The 16,099-nt window shown below is 64.0% G+C and carries 12 protein-coding genes; 5 read left to right on the top strand and 7 right to left on the bottom strand.

Annotated features, from left to right (window positions below; all coding sequences use genetic code 11):
• Positions 1-17: 17 nt before the first annotated feature.
• Positions 18-4,112 carry a DUF3683 domain-containing protein gene (locus tag BTHE68_RS01405; RefSeq protein ID WP_162064822.1) on the bottom strand — a complete coding sequence of 1,365 codons (4,095 nt, stop codon included), beginning with the start codon at positions 4,110-4,112 and terminating at the stop codon, positions 18-20.
• A 520-nt stretch (positions 4,113-4,632) separates the two neighbouring features.
• On the opposite strand from BTHE68_RS01405, the gene ilvA reads away from it, so the two are divergent.
• The 3 genes from ilvA to queF are packed head-to-tail and all read left to right on the top strand — an operon-like array spanning position 4,633 to position 7,901.
• Positions 4,633-6,156: a threonine ammonia-lyase, biosynthetic gene (ilvA, locus tag BTHE68_RS01400; RefSeq protein ID WP_162064821.1), complete on the top strand. Its 1,524-nt coding sequence runs from the start codon at positions 4,633-4,635 to the stop codon at positions 6,154-6,156.
• Between the two features lie 9 nt (positions 6,157-6,165).
• Positions 6,166-7,080, top strand: a complete 915-nt coding sequence (locus BTHE68_RS01395; RefSeq protein ID WP_162064820.1) for a 5'-nucleotidase — start codon at positions 6,166-6,168, stop codon at positions 7,078-7,080.
• The gene (queF, locus tag BTHE68_RS01390) at positions 7,077-7,901 is read left to right on the top strand and encodes an NADPH-dependent 7-cyano-7-deazaguanine reductase QueF (RefSeq protein ID WP_162064819.1); all 825 of its coding nucleotides are present in this window, start codon (positions 7,077-7,079) and stop codon (positions 7,899-7,901) included. Before BTHE68_RS01395 ends, queF begins: the two co-directional genes overlap by 4 nt.
• A gap of 46 nt (positions 7,902-7,947) precedes the next feature.
• Here queF and BTHE68_RS01385 read toward each other — a convergent pair whose 3' ends face one another.
• Genes BTHE68_RS01385 through BTHE68_RS01375 form a run of 3 tightly spaced genes read right to left on the bottom strand, consistent with a single transcriptional unit; the run spans position 7,948 to position 10,729 of the window.
• Positions 7,948-8,328, bottom strand: a complete 381-nt coding sequence (locus tag BTHE68_RS01385; RefSeq protein WP_162064818.1) for a RidA family protein — start codon at positions 8,326-8,328, stop codon at positions 7,948-7,950.
• Between the two features lie 32 nt (positions 8,329-8,360).
• Complete coding sequence (locus tag BTHE68_RS01380) at positions 8,361-9,839, bottom strand: N-acyl-D-amino-acid deacylase family protein (protein WP_162064817.1); 1,479 nt, start codon at positions 9,837-9,839, stop codon at positions 8,361-8,363.
• 2 nt (positions 9,840-9,841) lie between these two features.
• Positions 9,842-10,729 carry a MurR/RpiR family transcriptional regulator gene (locus tag BTHE68_RS01375; RefSeq protein ID WP_162064816.1) on the bottom strand — a complete coding sequence of 296 codons (888 nt, stop codon included), beginning with the start codon at positions 10,727-10,729 and terminating at the stop codon, positions 9,842-9,844.
• A 145-nt stretch (positions 10,730-10,874) separates the two neighbouring features.
• On the opposite strand from BTHE68_RS01375, the gene BTHE68_RS01370 reads away from it, so the two are divergent.
• Complete coding sequence (locus BTHE68_RS01370) at positions 10,875-12,149, top strand: amino acid deaminase (RefSeq protein WP_162064815.1); 1,275 nt, start codon at positions 10,875-10,877, stop codon at positions 12,147-12,149.
• Here the strand turns inward: BTHE68_RS01370 and BTHE68_RS01365 are convergent.
• Positions 12,146-12,616, bottom strand: a complete 471-nt coding sequence (locus BTHE68_RS01365) for a MarR family winged helix-turn-helix transcriptional regulator (RefSeq protein ID WP_162064814.1) — start codon at positions 12,614-12,616, stop codon at positions 12,146-12,148. The two genes, BTHE68_RS01370 and BTHE68_RS01365, sit on opposite strands and share 4 nt — an antisense overlap.
• A 17-nt stretch (positions 12,617-12,633) precedes the next feature.
• Positions 12,634-14,229 carry an MFS transporter gene (locus tag BTHE68_RS01360; protein WP_162064813.1) on the bottom strand — a complete coding sequence of 532 codons (1,596 nt, stop codon included), beginning with the start codon at positions 14,227-14,229 and terminating at the stop codon, positions 12,634-12,636.
• 105 nt (positions 14,230-14,334) lie between these two features.
• Between BTHE68_RS01360 and BTHE68_RS01355 the strand changes: the two genes are divergently transcribed.
• Entirely contained in the window at positions 14,335-15,183 is an 849-nt protein-coding gene (locus tag BTHE68_RS01355; protein ID WP_061172739.1) for an EcsC family protein, read from the top strand.
• Here BTHE68_RS01355 and BTHE68_RS01350 read toward each other — a convergent pair.
• The gene (locus BTHE68_RS01350; RefSeq protein ID WP_162064812.1) at positions 15,153-16,082 is read right to left on the bottom strand and encodes an alpha/beta hydrolase; all 930 of its coding nucleotides are present in this window, start codon (positions 16,080-16,082) and stop codon (positions 15,153-15,155) included. The genes BTHE68_RS01355 and BTHE68_RS01350 overlap by 31 nt on opposite strands.
• Positions 16,083-16,099 lie beyond the last annotated feature (17 nt).

Here is a 16,099-nt window from a genome sequence, read left to right as displayed (position 1 = left end):
CAACCTCGATTTCGCTATTACACCAGTACGCGCTCGATACCGCCATTGTTCGCGCGTTCGACGTACTGTTCCATCCAGTTCTCGCCGAGCACCTTGCGTGCGATTTCCACGACGATATAGTCCGCCTCGATATTGGCGTCCTCGTTGTAGCGCGACAGGCCTTGCAGACAGGACGGGCAGCTCGTGAGGATTTTCACGTCCGAGCCGTTGGGCTGCGGACCGTCGCCGGCCTTGAGCACCGAACCGGGCTGCGCGCCCGCAGCTCCAGCCGACGCGTTCGCGATATTGATGCCATTCGCGCCCGCTTCCGCGACGAGCGGAATGCCGCGCAGCCTCGCCGCGCCCTTGCGAATCTCCTCTTCCTTGCGAAAGCGCACCTGCGTGGAGATGTCCGGACGCGTGACTGCGAGCGTGCCCGATTCGCCGCAGCATCGATCGTTCTTCTCGATCTTGTACCCGTCGTTCTGCGAGCCCATCAGTTCGTTGACGAGCTTGACCGGGTCCATCGTCTTGATCGGCGAGTGACACGGATCGTGATACATGTAGCGCGTGCCCTTCACGCCCTCGAGCCTGATGTTCTTCTCCAGCAGGAACTCGTGGATGTCGATGATCCGGCAGCCCGGGAAGATCTTCTCGAATTCATAACCCGCGAGCTGGTCGTAGCAGGTGCCGCACGACACGACCACGGTCTTGATATCGAGATAATTCAGCGTGTTGGCGACGCGATGGAACAGCACGCGGTTATCCGTGACGATCTTCTCGGCCTTGTCATACTGGCCCGAGCCGCGTTGCGGGTAGCCGCAGCACAGATAACCCGGCGGCAGCACGGTCTGCACGCCCGCTTCCCACAACATGGCCTGCGTCGCGAGTCCGACTTGCGAGAACAGGCGCTCCGAGCCGCAGCCGGGGAAGTAGAAGACGGCTTCCGAATCGACCGTGGTCGTCTTCGGGTTGCGGATGATCGGGACGATCTTGTTGTCCTCGATATCGAGCAACGCACGCGCCGTCTTCTTCGGCAGATTGCCCGGCATCTTCTTGTTCATGAAGTGGATCACCTGCGTGACCACCGGCGGCTTGCCGACCGTCGCGGGCGGTTTCGCCGTCTGCTTCTTCGCGAACTTCTTCAGGATGTCGTTGCCGAGACGCTGCGCCTTGTAGCCGACGCCCATCATCGCGGTGCGCGCGAGGTTGATCGTCTGCGGATTGGTCGCGTTCAGGAAGAACATGCCGGCCGCGTTGCCCGCGTTGAACTTCTTCTTGCCCATCTTGCGCAACAGGTTGCGCATGTTCATCGTGACATCGCCGAAATCGATCTTCACCGGGCACGGCGTCACGCACTTGTGACAGACCGTGCAGTGATCGGCGACGTCGTTGAACTCGTCCCAATGCTTGATCGACACGCCGCGGCGCGTCTGCTCTTCGTACAGGAAGGCTTCGACCAGCAGCGACGTCGCGAGAATCTTGTTGCGCGGGCTGTACAGCAGGTTCGCGCGCGGCACGTGCGTCGCGCAGACCGGCTTGCACTTGCCGCAGCGCAGGCAGTCCTTGATGGAATCGGAGATCGCGCCGATATCCGACTGCTGCATGATCAGCGACTCGTAGCCCATCAGCCCGAACGACGGCGTGTACGCGTTGCGCAGGTCCGCGCCGTCGAACAGCTTGCCTTTGTTGAAGCGGCCGTGCGGATCGACGCGCTGCTTGTATGCGCGGAATTCGCCGATTTCCTCTTCGGTCAGGAACTCCAGTTTGGTGATGCCGATGCCGTGTTCGCCCGAAATCACGCCGTCGAGCGAACGCGCGAGCTTCATGATGCGCGCGACCGCGTGATGCGCGTCCTGCAGCATCTCGTAGTTGTCGGAGTTGACCGGAATGTTCGTGTGCACGTTGCCGTCGCCCGCGTGCATATGGAGCGCGACGAACACGCGTCCGCGCAGCACCTGCTTGTGGATGGCCTGCGCTTCATCGAGGATCGGCTTGAATTCGCCGCCGTTGAAAATCTGGCGCAATTCGCCGCGAATCTCCTGCTTCCACGAAATGCGCACCGTGCGATCCTGCGCGACGTGGAAGATATTCGCGTCCGGCTGCACGTCGACGCGATCCGCGAACTTCTCCGCAAGCGCTTCGTAGCCGAGATTGACGAGATAGTGCTGCGCCTCGCGCAACGGCATGTCGAGCTTGTCGCCGACGAAGGTCCAGCGCTCGCGCACGCGCTTCAGCAAATCTAGCGCCTGCGTCACGCGGTCTTCGAGCAGTTCGGCGCTGGGGATTTCGTTCGCGTCGTCGGTCTTGCCGAGCGGCAGCTTGCCGGTGCGGAAGAACGCTTCGAGCGCATCGACGAGTTGCAGCTTGTTCTTGATCGACAGCTCGATGTTGATGCGCTCGATGCCGTCCGTGTACTCGCCCATGCGGTCGAGCGGAATCACGACGTCTTCGTTGATCTTGAACGCGTTCGTGTGCTTCGCGATGGCGGCGGTGCGCGAGCGGTCGAGCCAGAAACGCTTGCGCGCCTCGGCATTCACCGCGACGAAGCCTTCGCCGCTCTTGCCGTTCGCCATACGCACGACTTCGGACGTTGCAGCGGCGACGGCATCGGCGTCATTGCCGACGATATCGCCGATCAGCACCATCTTCGGGAAGGCGTTGCGCTTGCTCTTGGTGGCGTAGCCGACCGCGCGCAGATAGCGCTCGTCGAGATGTTCGAGGCCCGCGAGAATCGCGCCGCCCTGCTTCGACGTCTCGAACAGATAGTCCTTGATTTCGACGATGCTCGGAATCGCGTCGCGCGCCTGGCCGAAAAATTCGAGGCAGACGGTGCGCGTGTGCGCGGGCATCTTGTGCAGGATCCAGCGCGCGGACGTAATCAGTCCGTCGCAGCCTTCCTTCTGCACGCCGGGCAAACCAGCGAGGAATTTATCGGTGACGTCCTTGCCGAGCCCTTCCTTGCGGAACGTGCGTCCGGCGATGTCGAGGTTTTCGGTGCGCAGCAGCTTTTCGCCGGGCGGACGATTGCCGTCGAACCAGTCGAGCCGGAAACGCGCCACTTCGACGTCGTGAATCTTGCCGCAGTTGTGATCCAGACGCGTGACTTCGAGCCAGTTGCCTTCCGGATCGACCATGCGCCACCAGGCCAGATTGTCGAGCGCCGTGCCCCACAACACCGCCTTCTTGCCGCCCGCGTTCATCGCGACATTGCCGCCGACGCACGATGCATCGAGCGAGGTCGGATCGACGGCGAACACGAAGCCCGCCTGCTCCGCCGCTTCGGTGACGCGCCGCGTGACCACGCCCGCGCCCGAGAAAATCGTCGCGACCTTGTGATCGACGCCCGGCAGATCCGTCATTTCGACGGGACCGAGCTGTTCCAGCTTTTCCGTGTTGATGACCGCCGAAAACGGCGTGAGCGGAATCGCGCCACCGGTATAGCCGGTGCCGCCGCCGCGCGGAATCACGGTGAGGCCGAGTTCGAAGCACGCCTTGATCAGACCGGCGATTTCGGCTTCCGAATCCGGCGTCAGCACGACGAACGGATATTCGACGCGCCAGTCGGTCGCGTCGGTGACGTGCGCGACGCGCGACAGGCCGTCGAACTTGATGTTGTCCTTCTGCGTTTCCTTCCCCAGCACGCGCGATGCGCGGCGGCGCAAGTCGGCCATGTGGTCGAACTCGGCGGCGAAATCGTCGACGGCGCGGCGCGCGGCGGCGATCAGCAACTGCACGCGCCCGGCGCGCTCGCGGCTGCCGGCTTCTTCGCTGTGAGCGGTGAGATCGGCGCTGCGGCGCTTTTCGATTTCCGCGAGCCGGTGATTCAGCGCTTCGACGAGCAACGCGCGGCGCTTCGGGTTGTCGAGCAGGTCGTCCTGCAGATAAGGATTGCGGCGCACGACCCAGATATCGCCGAGCACTTCATACAGCATACGTGCCGAGCGGCCGGTGCGGCGCTCGTTGCGCAGTTCGTCGAGCACCGCCCAGGCTTCGTCGCCCAGCAGCCGCATGACGATTTCACGATCGGAAAACGACGTGTAGTTATAGGGAATTTCGCGGAGACGCGGCTCGGTATCGAGCGCCAAGGCGGCATGGGCGCCGTTCGGATCGAAGGCTTGGGGTGCGTTCATGTTCGACGGTTCGGTGTGCCGGCGCTCGCGCCATGAAAGCGGAAATGCCGGCGATGCGCGTGGGGGCGCAAATTTTCGAATGAGACTAATCTTGGCGAAGGCCGCCGGATCGCCCGTACACGACGGTGAGGCGAATCGCGTTCACGGCGCCTTCGATGTGCCCTGGATCAACGCCACGATCGTGCGTGGCGCGCATCCCTCTCCGCCGCGGGATGCGACTCGCGGGAGACATGCGCCAGTAAATCGATCCGAAGCTGCCGGTGCATCTGCCGATCCTGATTGCTGATTCGTAAAAGGAAATTCTAACCCATCACGATGACACGCGTTTGCGAGCGCTAGCAGCGAGAAGGGGCTTTTGCGTGCGAATTCGCGACACGTTTCCGGCATTTTCGACGCTTTTTTCACGACCGTCCGGACGGTCCGAATACATCGCACGTCCGGACGATGCCCGGTTGGCGCTATCATTGACGCTTTCGCCCTCAAAACCCGCGCGCATCGCGGCCGCCTGACGATTCCTCGCATGACACATCCCGACTACCTGAAAAAAGTGCTGACCGCGCGTGTGTACGACGTCGCGCGCGAGAGCGAGCTGGAACCCGCGCGCAGTCTGTCCGCGCGCCTGCACAACGCCGTGTTCCTCAAGCGCGAGGACAATCAGCCGGTGTTCTCGTTCAAGATTCGCGGCGCGTACAACAAAATGGCGAATCTCTGCGCGGACGAACTCGCGCGCGGCGTGATTACGGCGTCGGCGGGCAATCACGCGCAGGGCGTGGCGCTGTCGGCGGCGCGGCTCGGCTGCCGGGCGGTCATCGCGGTGCCGACCACGACGCCGCAGGTGAAGATCGACGCGATCCGCGCGCACGGCGGCCCGACAGTCGAAGTGGTGCTCGCGGGCGAGTCGTACAGCGACGCCTACGCGCGCGCCGTGGAACTTCAGCAGGAGCGAGGCCTGACGTTCGTGCATCCGTTCGACGATCCCGACGTGATCGCCGGGCAAGGCACCGTCGCGATGGAAATCCTGCGCCAGCATCAGGGCCCGATTCACGCGATCTTCTGCCCGATCGGCGGCGGCGGCCTCGCGGCGGGCGTCGCGGCGTACGTCAAGGCGGTGCGGCCGGAGATCAAGGTGATCGGCGTGCAGACCGAGGATTCCTGCGCGATGGCGCAGTCGATCAAGGCGGGCGAGCGCGTCACGCTGAGCGAAGTCGGCCTGTTCTCGGACGGCACGGCGGTGAAGCTCGTCGGCGAGGAAACGTTCCGGCTGTGCCACGAACTGCTCGACGAAGTCATCACCGTCGATACCGATGCGCTCTGCGCCGCGATCAAGGACGTGTTCCAGGACACGCGCAGCGTGCTGGAGCCGGCGGGTTCGCTCGCCGTCGCGGGCGCGAAGCTGTATGCGGAGCGCGAAGGCATCGAAGGCAAGACGCTCATCGCGGTGACGTCGGGCGCGAACATGAACTTCGACCGCATGCGCTTCGTTGCGGAGCGCGCGGAAGTCGGCGAGGCGCGCGAAGCCGTGTTCGCCGTGACCATTCCGGAAGAGCGCGGCAGCTTCAGGCGTTTCTGCGAACTGGTCGGTACACGCAGCGTGACCGAGTTCAACTACCGCATCGCCGATGAAAAGGCCGCGCACATCTTCGTCGGCGTGCAGATCAAGGCGCGCAAGGAAACGGCGCAGATGATGACGTCGTTCGTCGAGCATGGTTTCGCGACGGTCGATCTGTCGCACGATGAACTCTCGAAGCAGCACATCCGTTACATGGTCGGCGGGCGCTCGCCGCTCGCGCGCGACGAACGTCTGCTGCGTTTCGAATTCCCTGAGCGTCCCGGCGCGCTGATGAAGTTCCTCTCGTCGATGGCGCCCGACTGGAACATCAGCCTGTTCCACTATCGCAATCAGGGCGCGGACTACAGCTCGATTCTCGTCGGCATTCAGGTGCCGCAGTCGGACAACGCGGAATTCGAGCGCTTTCTCGCGACGCTCGGCTATCCGTGGTGGGACGAAGGCGCGAACCCGGTCTACAAGCTGTTCCTCGCGTAAGGCGTGTCGATGCCGAAGTTCACGCTCGAAGACAAGCTCGTCGTCGCGATTTCATCGCGCGCGCTGTTCGATTTCGAGGATGAGAACCGCGTCTTCGAGACGGGCGATCTCGCTCGTTACGAAGCGCTGCAACGTTCGCGGCTGGAAACGCCCGCGAAGCCGGGCGTCGCGTTCGGGCTGATCCGCAAGCTGCTCGCGCTGAATGCCGGCGAGCAGCGCGTCGAAGTGGTGATCCTGTCACGCAGCGATCCGATCAGCGGACTGCGCGCGTTTCATTCGTGCCGCGAGCACGGCCTCGCGATCGAGCGCGGCGTGTTCACGCGCGGCCGCTCGCCGTTCGCGTATCTGAAGCCGTTGCGGGCGTCGCTGTTTCTGTCGGCGAATCCGGACGACGTGCGCGACGCGCTCGCCGCAGGCTTTCCCGCCGCGCGCGTCCTGCCCGAAACGCCGCGCGCCGCGAGCCGTTATGCGGACGAAATCCGCATCGCGTTCGATGGCGACGCCGTGCTGTTCTCCGACGAAGCCGAGCGCGTGTTCCAGAGCGATGGTCTTTCCGCGTTCGTCGGCCATGAAACGCAAAAGAAGGATTCGCCGCTTCCGGGCGGCCCGTTGAAGCCGCTGCTGGCGGCTTTGAACAAGCTACAGCGCATCGCCGACGACCACGACAGCCGCTCGCCGATGCACATCCGCACCGCGCTCGTCACCGCGCGTTCCGCGCCCGCGCACGAGCGCGCGATCCGCACGCTGATGGCCTGGGACATCGAAATCGACGAAGCGATGTTTCTCGGCGGCCTCGACAAGGGCGAATTCCTGCGCGAATTCGAGCCCGATTTTTTCTTCGACGATCAAATTCGCCATTGCGAATCGGCTCGCGTCGTTACGGCGACGGGGCACGTTCTCAGCGGCATAGCGAACGCATCATGACACCCGATCAATCTCCGCTCGGCAAGCCCGTCCACTACACCGAACAGTACGATGCGTCGCTGCTGTTTCCGATCGACCGCAAGCGCGCGCGCGACGCGATCGCCGTGCCCGCGCGACTGCCGTTCTTCGGCACGGATATCTGGAACGCGTATGAGCTTTCGTGGCTCAACCGGCGCGGCAAGCCGCAGATCGCGGTCGCGACGTTCTTCGTGCCGGCGGATTCGCCGAATATCGTGGAATCGAAGTCGTTCAAGCTGTATCTCGGCTCGTTCGCGCAGACGCCGTTCGATTCCATCGACGATGTGCGCGCCGCGATCAAGCGCGATGTCTCGGCGGTGTGCGGCGCGACGGTTTCCGTGCAGCTCGCGGCGCCGGCCGATTTCGGCAAACTGGCGATGGAAGAGTTCGACGGTTTGTCGCTCGACCGGCTCGATCTCGATTGCGATGTTTTTTCGCCCGACCCTTCGTTGCTGAAGGCGGCGCACGACGAAGTGCCCGTCGAAGAGACGCTGTTTTCGAACCTGTTGAAATCGAATTGCCCGGTGACGGGACAGCCGGACTGGGGCAGCGTGCAGATCCGCTATTACGGCGGGCAGATCGATCACGCGGGGTTGTTGCGGTATGTCGTTTCTTATCGCGGACATACCGGGTTTCATGAGCAATGCGTCGAGCGCATCTTCATGGACATCATGCGGGAGTGCAAGCCGGAACGGCTCGCGGTTTATGCGCGTTATACGCGGCGCGGCGGGCTGGATATCAATCCGTTTCGGACCAACTTCAATTTGCCGATGCCGGATAATGCGCGGTTGGCGCGGCAGTAACTGAAGACGCGGCTCTGCTTCACATGAACCAGAGCCGCAATCGCATTTACCCCTTCTTATACGCCACGCAATCCACCTCGACCTTGCAGTCGATCACCATCGACGACACGACACACGCGCGCGCCGGCGGATTCGCGCCGAAGTACTCCTTGAACACCTTGTTGAACGAAGCAAAGTCGCGCGGATCGTCCAGCCACACGCCGCAGCGCACCACGTGCTCCGTCCCGTAACCCGCTTCCTTCAGAATCGCGAGCACGTTCTGAATCGCCTTGTGCGATTGCTCGACGATGCCGCCGTTGATCACCTCGCCGTTTTCCATCGGCGTCTGGCCCGATACGAACAGCCAGCCATCCGCCTCGACCGCGCGTGCGAACGGCATATGCGCGCCGCCTTGTCCCTTGCCACCTTCAACGCCATAACGCTTCATCTTCAACTCCTTTTCCTGATTCAAACAAATTCTCAAAACGCGCCCTGTGCATCCAGTTTCGATGCGGAACCGCGCGCCACGAAACGTCCCGCGCGCGCGCCGGTCACGGCCCGCTCGCGATACGTCAAAACGCCATTCACCCACACCGCGTCGATGCCGTCCGCCGCCTGTTGCGGCTCGGCGAACGTTGCGGCATCGCGCACGCGCTCGGGATCGAACACCACCAGATCCGCGTGATAGCCGACCTTCACCTCGCCGCGCTCCGTCAAACTGAAACGCCGCGCCGACAGGCTCGTCATCTTGCGCACCGCCTCTTCGAGCGGGATCAGCGCCGTATCGCGCGCATAGTGGCCGAGCACGCGCGGAAACGCGCCCCACAGACGCGGATGCGGCAGCGGATCGTTCGGCAAGCCGTCCGAGCCGACCATCGTCGCGGGATGCGAGAGGATGCGCCGCACGTCGTCCTCCGACATGTTGTGATACACCGCGCCCGCCGGCTGCAGGCGCTTCCCGGCTTCCTGCTGGCTGACCTGCCATTCATCGGCGACTTCGCGGATCAACTTGCCCGCCATTTCCGGATGCGGCGTCGACCATGTGATCGTGATGTCGATATCGCCCGTCACCTGCTTCAGGTCGAGCGTCGACGAACTGCGGTTGTATGGGTAGCAATCGCATCCGACCGGCTGGCCGTCGCGCGTCGTTTCGATCGACTTCAGCACTTCCGTGCTGCGCCCCCAGTTCGACGGTCCCGCGCATTTCAGATGTGAAATCACCACCGGCACGCGCGCATGACGGCCGACGCGATACGCCTCGTCCATCGCGTCGAGGATCGCGTCGAATTCGGTACGCATGTGAGTCGTGTAGAGCGCGCCCGCCTTCGCGAGCGGCTCGGCCAGCGCCTGCACTTCTTCCGGCGGCGCGTTGAACGCCGATCCATACGCAAGCCCGCTCGACAAACCGAGCGCGCCGTTATCCAGCGCTTCTTCGAGTTGCGCGCGCATAGCCGCGACTTCATCGCCGGAAGCCGCGCGATCCAGCCGGTCCATATGGTTGTTGCGCAACGCCGTATGGCCGATCAGCGCGCCGACATTCACCGTCGGTTGCGCCTCGTTGACCGCCTCCACATAGGCGGCGAAGGTCGGATATCTGAACGCGGCGGCCTCGCCGAGCAAGTTCATCGGATCGGGCGGATCGCCCTTGAGCGTCACCGGCGATGCGCTGATCCCGCAGTTGCCGACGATCACCGTCGTCACGCCCTGCGTGATCTTCGGCATCATCTGCGGCGAGCGGATCACGTGCGTGTCGTCATGCGTGTGGACGTCGATGAAACCGGGCGCGAGCACTTTGCCCTCGGCGTCGAAGGTTGCGTCGGCGCTCCAGCCGGACAGCCCGCCCGGCGCCTCGATCGCGACGATGCGCCCGTCGCGCACCGCGACATCGCGCAGGACGGCGGGCGCGCCCGTGCCGTCGATCAGGCGCGCGCCAACGATCAGCGTGTCGCACTTTTCCATGGTCAGTCTCCCAAGGGTTGACGCTCGCCGCCGCCGCGATGCGAATCGAGCGCGTGCTTCATGCGGCGCAAGAGTTCGCGGCTGTGATCGGCCTGCTTGACGGCCAGTTCGGTAACGAGCAAATCGAGCGCCATCATCATCGCGTAGCGCGACGACGACGGTTTGTAGATGAAGTCCGTTTCGATCGCGATGACCGGAATCAGCCAGTCCGCGAGCGCGCCGAGCGGCGACGCGGGCGCGGTCAGCGCAATCACGCGCGCGCCGTACTGCTTCGCGAGCCCGCAGCTTTCGACGATCTCGGGCGTATGCCCCGTTACCGACAGCGCAATCACGACATGTTCTTTCGACAAGGTCGACGCGACCATGCGCTGCAACAGCCCGTCCTGATACGACGCAACCGGCCGGCCGAGCCGCACGAGGCGAAAGCGCATTTCATCGGCGAGCGCGGTCGAGCCGCCGCCCATGCCGAACACGTAGATCATCGAGGCCGCGGCGAGCGTGTCGGCGGCCTGAGCGATCGGCGCGGCGGCCAGCGCCCCCTGATTCTGCGCGAGCGTCGCCTGCACTTCGTCGAAGATGCGCGCGGCGAGTGAATCGGGCACAGCATCAGGCTCGCGCTTCAGAAAGCGCTGGCCGACCGCCGCCGCCTGCGCGAGCCGCAACTTCAGTTCGCGCACGTCCGCGCAGCCGACGGCCTTCGCGAAACGCGTCACCGTGGCGACGCTCACCTCCGCCTTGTCGGCCAGCGCGCCGATGCTCGCGCGCGATGCGCCCGTCAGGTCGTCGAGAATCAGCGCGGCGACCTTGCGCTCAGCACCGCGCAACTCGGGCGCGCGCTCCGCGATGCGTGCGACGATGTCGAAACTGAGCGGGTCGGCGTGGCCGTTCATGTTGGCTTGAGGGTTTACCTGAGGCTTGTGTTACTAAATAACATTTCCATCACGGATGCTACTTTGGTTAACATAGCACCGTCAACTCTGACGCGCATTGGATCGTGCACAGGGTTTATTTAAACGGACGATGGAGTAGCAGCACATGAAAGTTACAAACTATCAGAACGCCACGATCGACCCGTTCGGCAAGGGTCTCGGCATGGTGCCGGGTACGGGCATCCAGTTGCAGGACGCGTCGCGCCTGCAATGGAATCTGCTCGAAGAAGACGTGAGTCTGCCCGCCGCCGTGCTCTATTCCGATCGCATCGAACATAACCTGAAGTGGATGCAGGCATTCGTCGGCGAGTACGGCGTGAAACTCGCGCCGCACGGCAAGACGACCATGGCGCCGCAACTGTTTCGCCGTCAGCTCGACACGGGCGCATGGGGCATCACGCTCGCGACCGCGCATCAGGTGCGCGCGGCGTATCGCGGCGGCGTGCATCGCATCCTGATGGCGAATCAGCTCGTCGGCAAACGCAACATGGGCATGATCGCCGAGTTGCTCACCGATCCGAACTTCGAGTTCTTCTGTCTGGTCGATTCCGCCGATGGCGTCGATCAGCTCGGCGAATTCTTCAGTTCGGTGCGCAAGAAGCTGAACGTGCTGATCGAACTGGGCGTGCCGGGCGGACGCACGGGCGTGCGCGACGACGCGCAGCGCGATGCCGTGCTCGCCGCGATCGCGCGCTGGCCGGACACGATCGAGCTGGCGGGCATCGAGTTATACGAAGGCGTGCTGCAGGACGAAACGAAGGTGCGCGAGTTTCTGCAAAGCGCAGTCGATGTCACGCGCAAGCTGATCGCCGAAGGGAAAATCGCGCGCAAGCCTGCGATTCTCTCGGGCGCGGGATCGGCGTGGTACGACGTCGTCGCCGATGAATTCGCCAAGGCCCACAGCAATGCGATCGAAGTCGTGCTGCGTCCGGGCTGCTATCTGACGCACGACGTCGGCATCTACAAGAAAGCGCAAAACGAAATTTTCGCGCGCAATCCGATCGCGAAGAAGATGGGGCAAGGCCTGAAGCCGGCGTTGCAACTGTGGGCGTACGTGCAGTCGATTCCGGAGCCGGATCGCGTGATCATCGGGCTCGGCAAGCGCGATTCCGCGTTCGATGCAGGCATGCCGGAGCCGGCCAAGCATTATCGTCCGGGCAATGAGGCGCCGCGCGATATCGCGTCCGACGAAGGCTGGGAGATTTTCGGCCTGATGGATCAGCACGCGTACCTGCGCATCAAGCCGGGCGACGACGTGAAGGTCGGCGACATGATCGCGTTCGACATCTCGCATCCTTGCCTGACCTTCGACAAGTGGCGTCAGATTCTCGTCGTCGATCCGAAGTATCGCGTCACCGAAGTGATCGAAACGTTTTTCTAAGCTTTCTCTTCGACGGCGACCGCTTGCGACGCATTGGCGGCCGCCACTTCCTGAATGCGTCCCTCGAACATATGCAGCGCGCTCGACAAGGCTTCGATGGCCTCGTCGGGCAGCGACGCCATCGTGTCGTGCAGGAACGCATTGCGACGCGGCAAGCCTTGTTCGGCGATCGCGCGTCCTTGCGCGGTCAGCGCGACATTCGACACACGGTTGTCGCGCGCATCGACGCTGCGCACGATCCAGCCGAGCCCTTCCAGCGTCTTCAGTTGCCGCGTCAGCGCGCCCGGGTCCACCTTCAGGCGCTCGACGAGTTTTTTCTGCGACAGCACGCCCGCGTGCTCATGCAACGCGAGCAGGATGCGCCAGCGCGGCATCGGCTGGCCGACGGCCGCCTCGAACGCCGACATGAACGCGCGATACGTGCGTCCGAACTGCTGCACGACGGCGATACGGTCCTGTTCATTCATGCTTTCGATTTCCGTAGTCATTCGGCAAGAATCGTCGGTTCCTGCGGCCCTTTCAGTCGCACAGGCGGCACGCGGCGCGACTGCCACACCGACACCACCGCGACCAGCGCCGCCAGCGCAAGGCCAATGTGAATCGCCGCGACGAGCGCTTCGCGCGCGGCTTCGAGCAGCATCGCGCCGTCGTGGCCCGCGGACGTCAGTTGCGCGAGCAGCGCCCGCTGGCCGTCGCGATTGATGAGGATTTGCGGGTCGGAGAGATCGCCGGCCCAATGCAGCGCACGATCTTTTTCGAGCGCGAGATTCACGCCGCTCGCATAGAGATGGCTCACGAGCGTGCCGGTCAGCGCGGTGCCGATCATCCCGCCGATCATGCGCAGCGATTGCAGCAGCGCGGTCGCGATGCCGAGATGCGCGCGTCCCGCCGTCTGCTGCGCGAACACGGTGAGATTCGGCATCACGAAGCCGAGGCCGAGACCGCCGAGCAGCATGATCACGAGCAGCAGCGCGCGCGGCATGTCATGCGTGGCGACGACCACGCCCAGACACGACACGGCGAGCAGCGAGAAGCCGATGTACAGCATCAGGTTGGCGTTCTTCAGACGCGTCACGATGCGCCCGTTGACGATACTGCCGATCGTGATGAACACGACGAGCGGCGTGATCATCATGCCCGCATCCTTCGGCGACATGCCGAATCCGCCCTGGAACAGCAGCGGCGCGTAGAACAGCAGCGAGAACATGGTGAAGCCGCCGAGAATCGCGAGCGTGAAGAGCGCGGCGAGCGCCTTGTTGCGGAACATGTCGACGGGCAGGATCGCGTAATCGCAGCGCATCTCCCATTTCCACAGCGCGAATCCGGCCGCGACGCTCATCGCGAGCAGCGCGGCGGTTTCCGCGCTAAAGCCGTGCTTCGGCAGCATTTCGACGAACAGTTGCAGCGCGCCGAGCGCCACCGCGATCAGCACGGCCCCGGGCCAGTCGAGGCGCATCTTGCCTTCGTGCGCGACGTGGCGCAGATGCGGCAGAAAGCGCCATACGAAAAAGAGCGACGCAATGCCCACCGGCAAGTTGACGTAGAACACCGAACGCCAGCCGTAGTATTGCGTGAGAATGCCGCCGAGCGACGGCCCGATCGCATTGGCGATGCCGAACGCGGAACTCATCAGCACTTGCCAGCGCAGGCGCACGACATTATCCGGAAAGAGATCGGCGATGCACGCGAACGCCGTGCCGACCAGCATTCCGCCGCCGATGCCCTGCAGCCCGCGCGCGAGCACGAGGAACATCATGCTGTTGGCGAGCCCGCACAGCACGGACGCGACGGTGAACACGACGATCGACGCGATCACGAACGGCTTGCGGCCGTAATAGTCGCCGAGCCGCCCGAAAATCGGCACGGTGATGACGGAAGTCAGAAGATACGAGGTGGCGACCCACGCGTAGAGATCGAAACCCTTGAGTTCGGCGACGATCGTCGGCAGCGCGGTGCCGACCACCGTCTGATCGAGCGCGACGAGCATCGTGACGAACGAGACGCCCAGCATCGCCATGAGGGATTCGCGGAACGGCAGGACTTGTCCGCTGGAATGATGCGCGGCTGTGTGAACGGCCATCTTTGTAGGCGCAATGATTGACTAGTCAACGGAAAGGGAATCATAGCACGCTGCCGCGCTCTAATCTGGATGGCAAATCACTCTTCACCGGACAGAAAACATCGCATGGAACCGACGCCGATCATCACCTCGCCGCTCACGCCCGACGATTTCGCGGCCCTGGCGCGCGCGAAAGAGTTGCTGGAAAGCCCGTCGCTGACGATGAAGCTCGCGAGCGTCGTCGGCGCGCCCATCGAAAAGTTGATGGGGCGCATGCCGTCCGTCGCGCAGGAGAAAGTCGACGAGGCGACGCAAATCGCGCTGAAAAAGTGCCTCCAGCTCGCGCTGCGCACCATCGGCAAGAGCGCGCCGTCGGACTCGCTGCTCGCGCCGCCGCCCGACAAGCCGCACAACCTGATGCACAAACTGGCCGTCGCGACGACCGGCGCGGCGGGCGGCGCGTTCGGGCTGTTCGCGCTGCCGGTCGAATTGCCGGTCACGACCACGCTGATGTTCCGCTCCATCTGCGACATCGCGCGCAGCGAGGGCGAGGACGTGCATCGCGTCGATACGCAACTGCAATGCATGATGGTGCTCGGCATGGGCGGCACCAAAGCCAGCGACGACAGTGCCGATATCGGCTATTTCATCGTGCGCAGTGCGCTCGCGCAGTCGGTGTCGCGCGCGACCAACGAGATCGCGGCGAAAGGTCTGAGCAGTCACGGATCGACCGCGCTGCTCAAGTTTTTGCAGACGATCGCGTCGCGGTTCTCGGTGCAGGTCAGCGAGCAGGTCGCCGCGAAGTCGATTCCGGCGATCGGCGCGGTGCTCGGCGCGATGGTGAACACGGTGTTCATCGACCACTTTCAGCAGATGGCGCATGGCCACTTCACCGTGCGACGGCTGGAGCGGCGCTATGGCGCGTCGGCCGTCGAGCGTGCTTATCAGACGATCGAGGTGCTGGGTGGGCGATGAACAGCCGCATCGATGAACGTGGCGGCGCGCGCGAGCGCCTCGCGCGCTTCTGGCATGAACGGCGCCCAGATCTGGAAGATGTGCGGGACGTCGCGCCAGATGTCGAGTTCGACGCGCACGCCCGCCGCGCGCGCTTGCGCAGCCACGCGAGTGGAATCGTCGAGCAGCAGTTCCGTGTCGCCGACCTGGATCAGGAGCGGCGGCAAGCCTTCGAATGCGCCAAACAGCGGCGACGCGTAGGGTGTACGCGCGTCGGCATTGCCGAGATATTGCGTGGCCACGCGCGGGAACACCGAGGCGTGATACATCGGGTCGCGGCCGTCGTTGGTTCGCATCGAGTCGCCGCCGCAGGTCAAATCCGTCCACGGCGAGAACAGAACCCCCGCCGCGGGTAGGGGGTCGCGGGCGTCGCGTAGCGCGAGGAGCGTCGCGAGCGCGAGACCGCCGCCGGCTGAGTCGCCGGCAATCACGATCGATTGCGCAGGAACGCCGTCTTCCAGCAAGCGACGGTATGCGGCGACGCTGTCATCGAGCGCCGCGGGAAAGCGATGCTCGGGCGCAAGCCGATAGTCGAGCGAGAAGACGCGCGCATTCGCCGGCACGGCCAGACCGAACGTGATCGCGCGATGACTGCGCGGCGAGCAGAAGTAATAGCCGCCGCCATGCAGATACAGGATGGTTGCGCGGGGACTGGTCGGCGGCATGAGCCATTCGCCGCGTAGTAGCGCGTCGGCGCCCGAATTGCGGATATCGAGTCGCCAGCCTTTTGGCACACGCGGCGACCAGATTCGACGCGATGCGTATCTTCGTGCCAGCTCGACGTCCAGTTCGGGTTCGGCCGAATGCGGACGCATGCGCCTGCGCACGACCCAGCACGCCAGGGCGTTTTGCCAGCTCATCGTCGAACTTGCGAGAC

Source organism: Burkholderia sp. THE68, assembly GCF_009938265.1.
Taxonomy (GTDB): Bacteria; Pseudomonadota; Gammaproteobacteria; order Burkholderiales; family Burkholderiaceae; genus Caballeronia.
This window is presented reverse-complemented; position numbering and strand designations above follow the sequence as displayed.

Coding starts and splice junctions, on each gene's coding strand:
- BTHE68_RS01375 (WP_162064816.1), bottom strand. CDS start 10,729: ATGAACGGCCACGCCGACCCGCTCAGTTTCGACATCGTCGCACGCATC.
- queF (WP_162064819.1), top strand. CDS start 7,077: ATGACACCCGATCAATCTCCGCTCGGCAAGCCCGTCCACTACACCGAA.
- ilvA (WP_162064821.1), top strand. CDS start 4,633: ATGACACATCCCGACTACCTGAAAAAAGTGCTGACCGCGCGTGTGTAC.
- BTHE68_RS01405 (WP_162064822.1), bottom strand. CDS start 4,112: ATGAACGCACCCCAAGCCTTCGATCCGAACGGCGCCCATGCCGCCTTG.
- BTHE68_RS01395 (WP_162064820.1), top strand. CDS start 6,166: ATGCCGAAGTTCACGCTCGAAGACAAGCTCGTCGTCGCGATTTCATCG.
- BTHE68_RS01385 (WP_162064818.1), bottom strand. CDS start 8,328: ATGAAGCGTTATGGCGTTGAAGGTGGCAAGGGACAAGGCGGCGCGCAT.
- BTHE68_RS01370 (WP_162064815.1), top strand. CDS start 10,875: ATGAAAGTTACAAACTATCAGAACGCCACGATCGACCCGTTCGGCAAG.
- BTHE68_RS01380 (WP_162064817.1), bottom strand. CDS start 9,839: ATGGAAAAGTGCGACACGCTGATCGTTGGCGCGCGCCTGATCGACGGC.
- BTHE68_RS01360 (WP_162064813.1), bottom strand. CDS start 14,229: ATGGCCGTTCACACAGCCGCGCATCATTCCAGCGGACAAGTCCTGCCG.
- BTHE68_RS01350 (WP_162064812.1), bottom strand. CDS start 16,082: ATGAGCTGGCAAAACGCCCTGGCGTGCTGGGTCGTGCGCAGGCGCATG.
- BTHE68_RS01355 (WP_061172739.1), top strand. CDS start 14,335: ATGGAACCGACGCCGATCATCACCTCGCCGCTCACGCCCGACGATTTC.
- BTHE68_RS01365 (WP_162064814.1), bottom strand. CDS start 12,616: ATGAATGAACAGGACCGTATCGCCGTCGTGCAGCAGTTCGGACGCACG.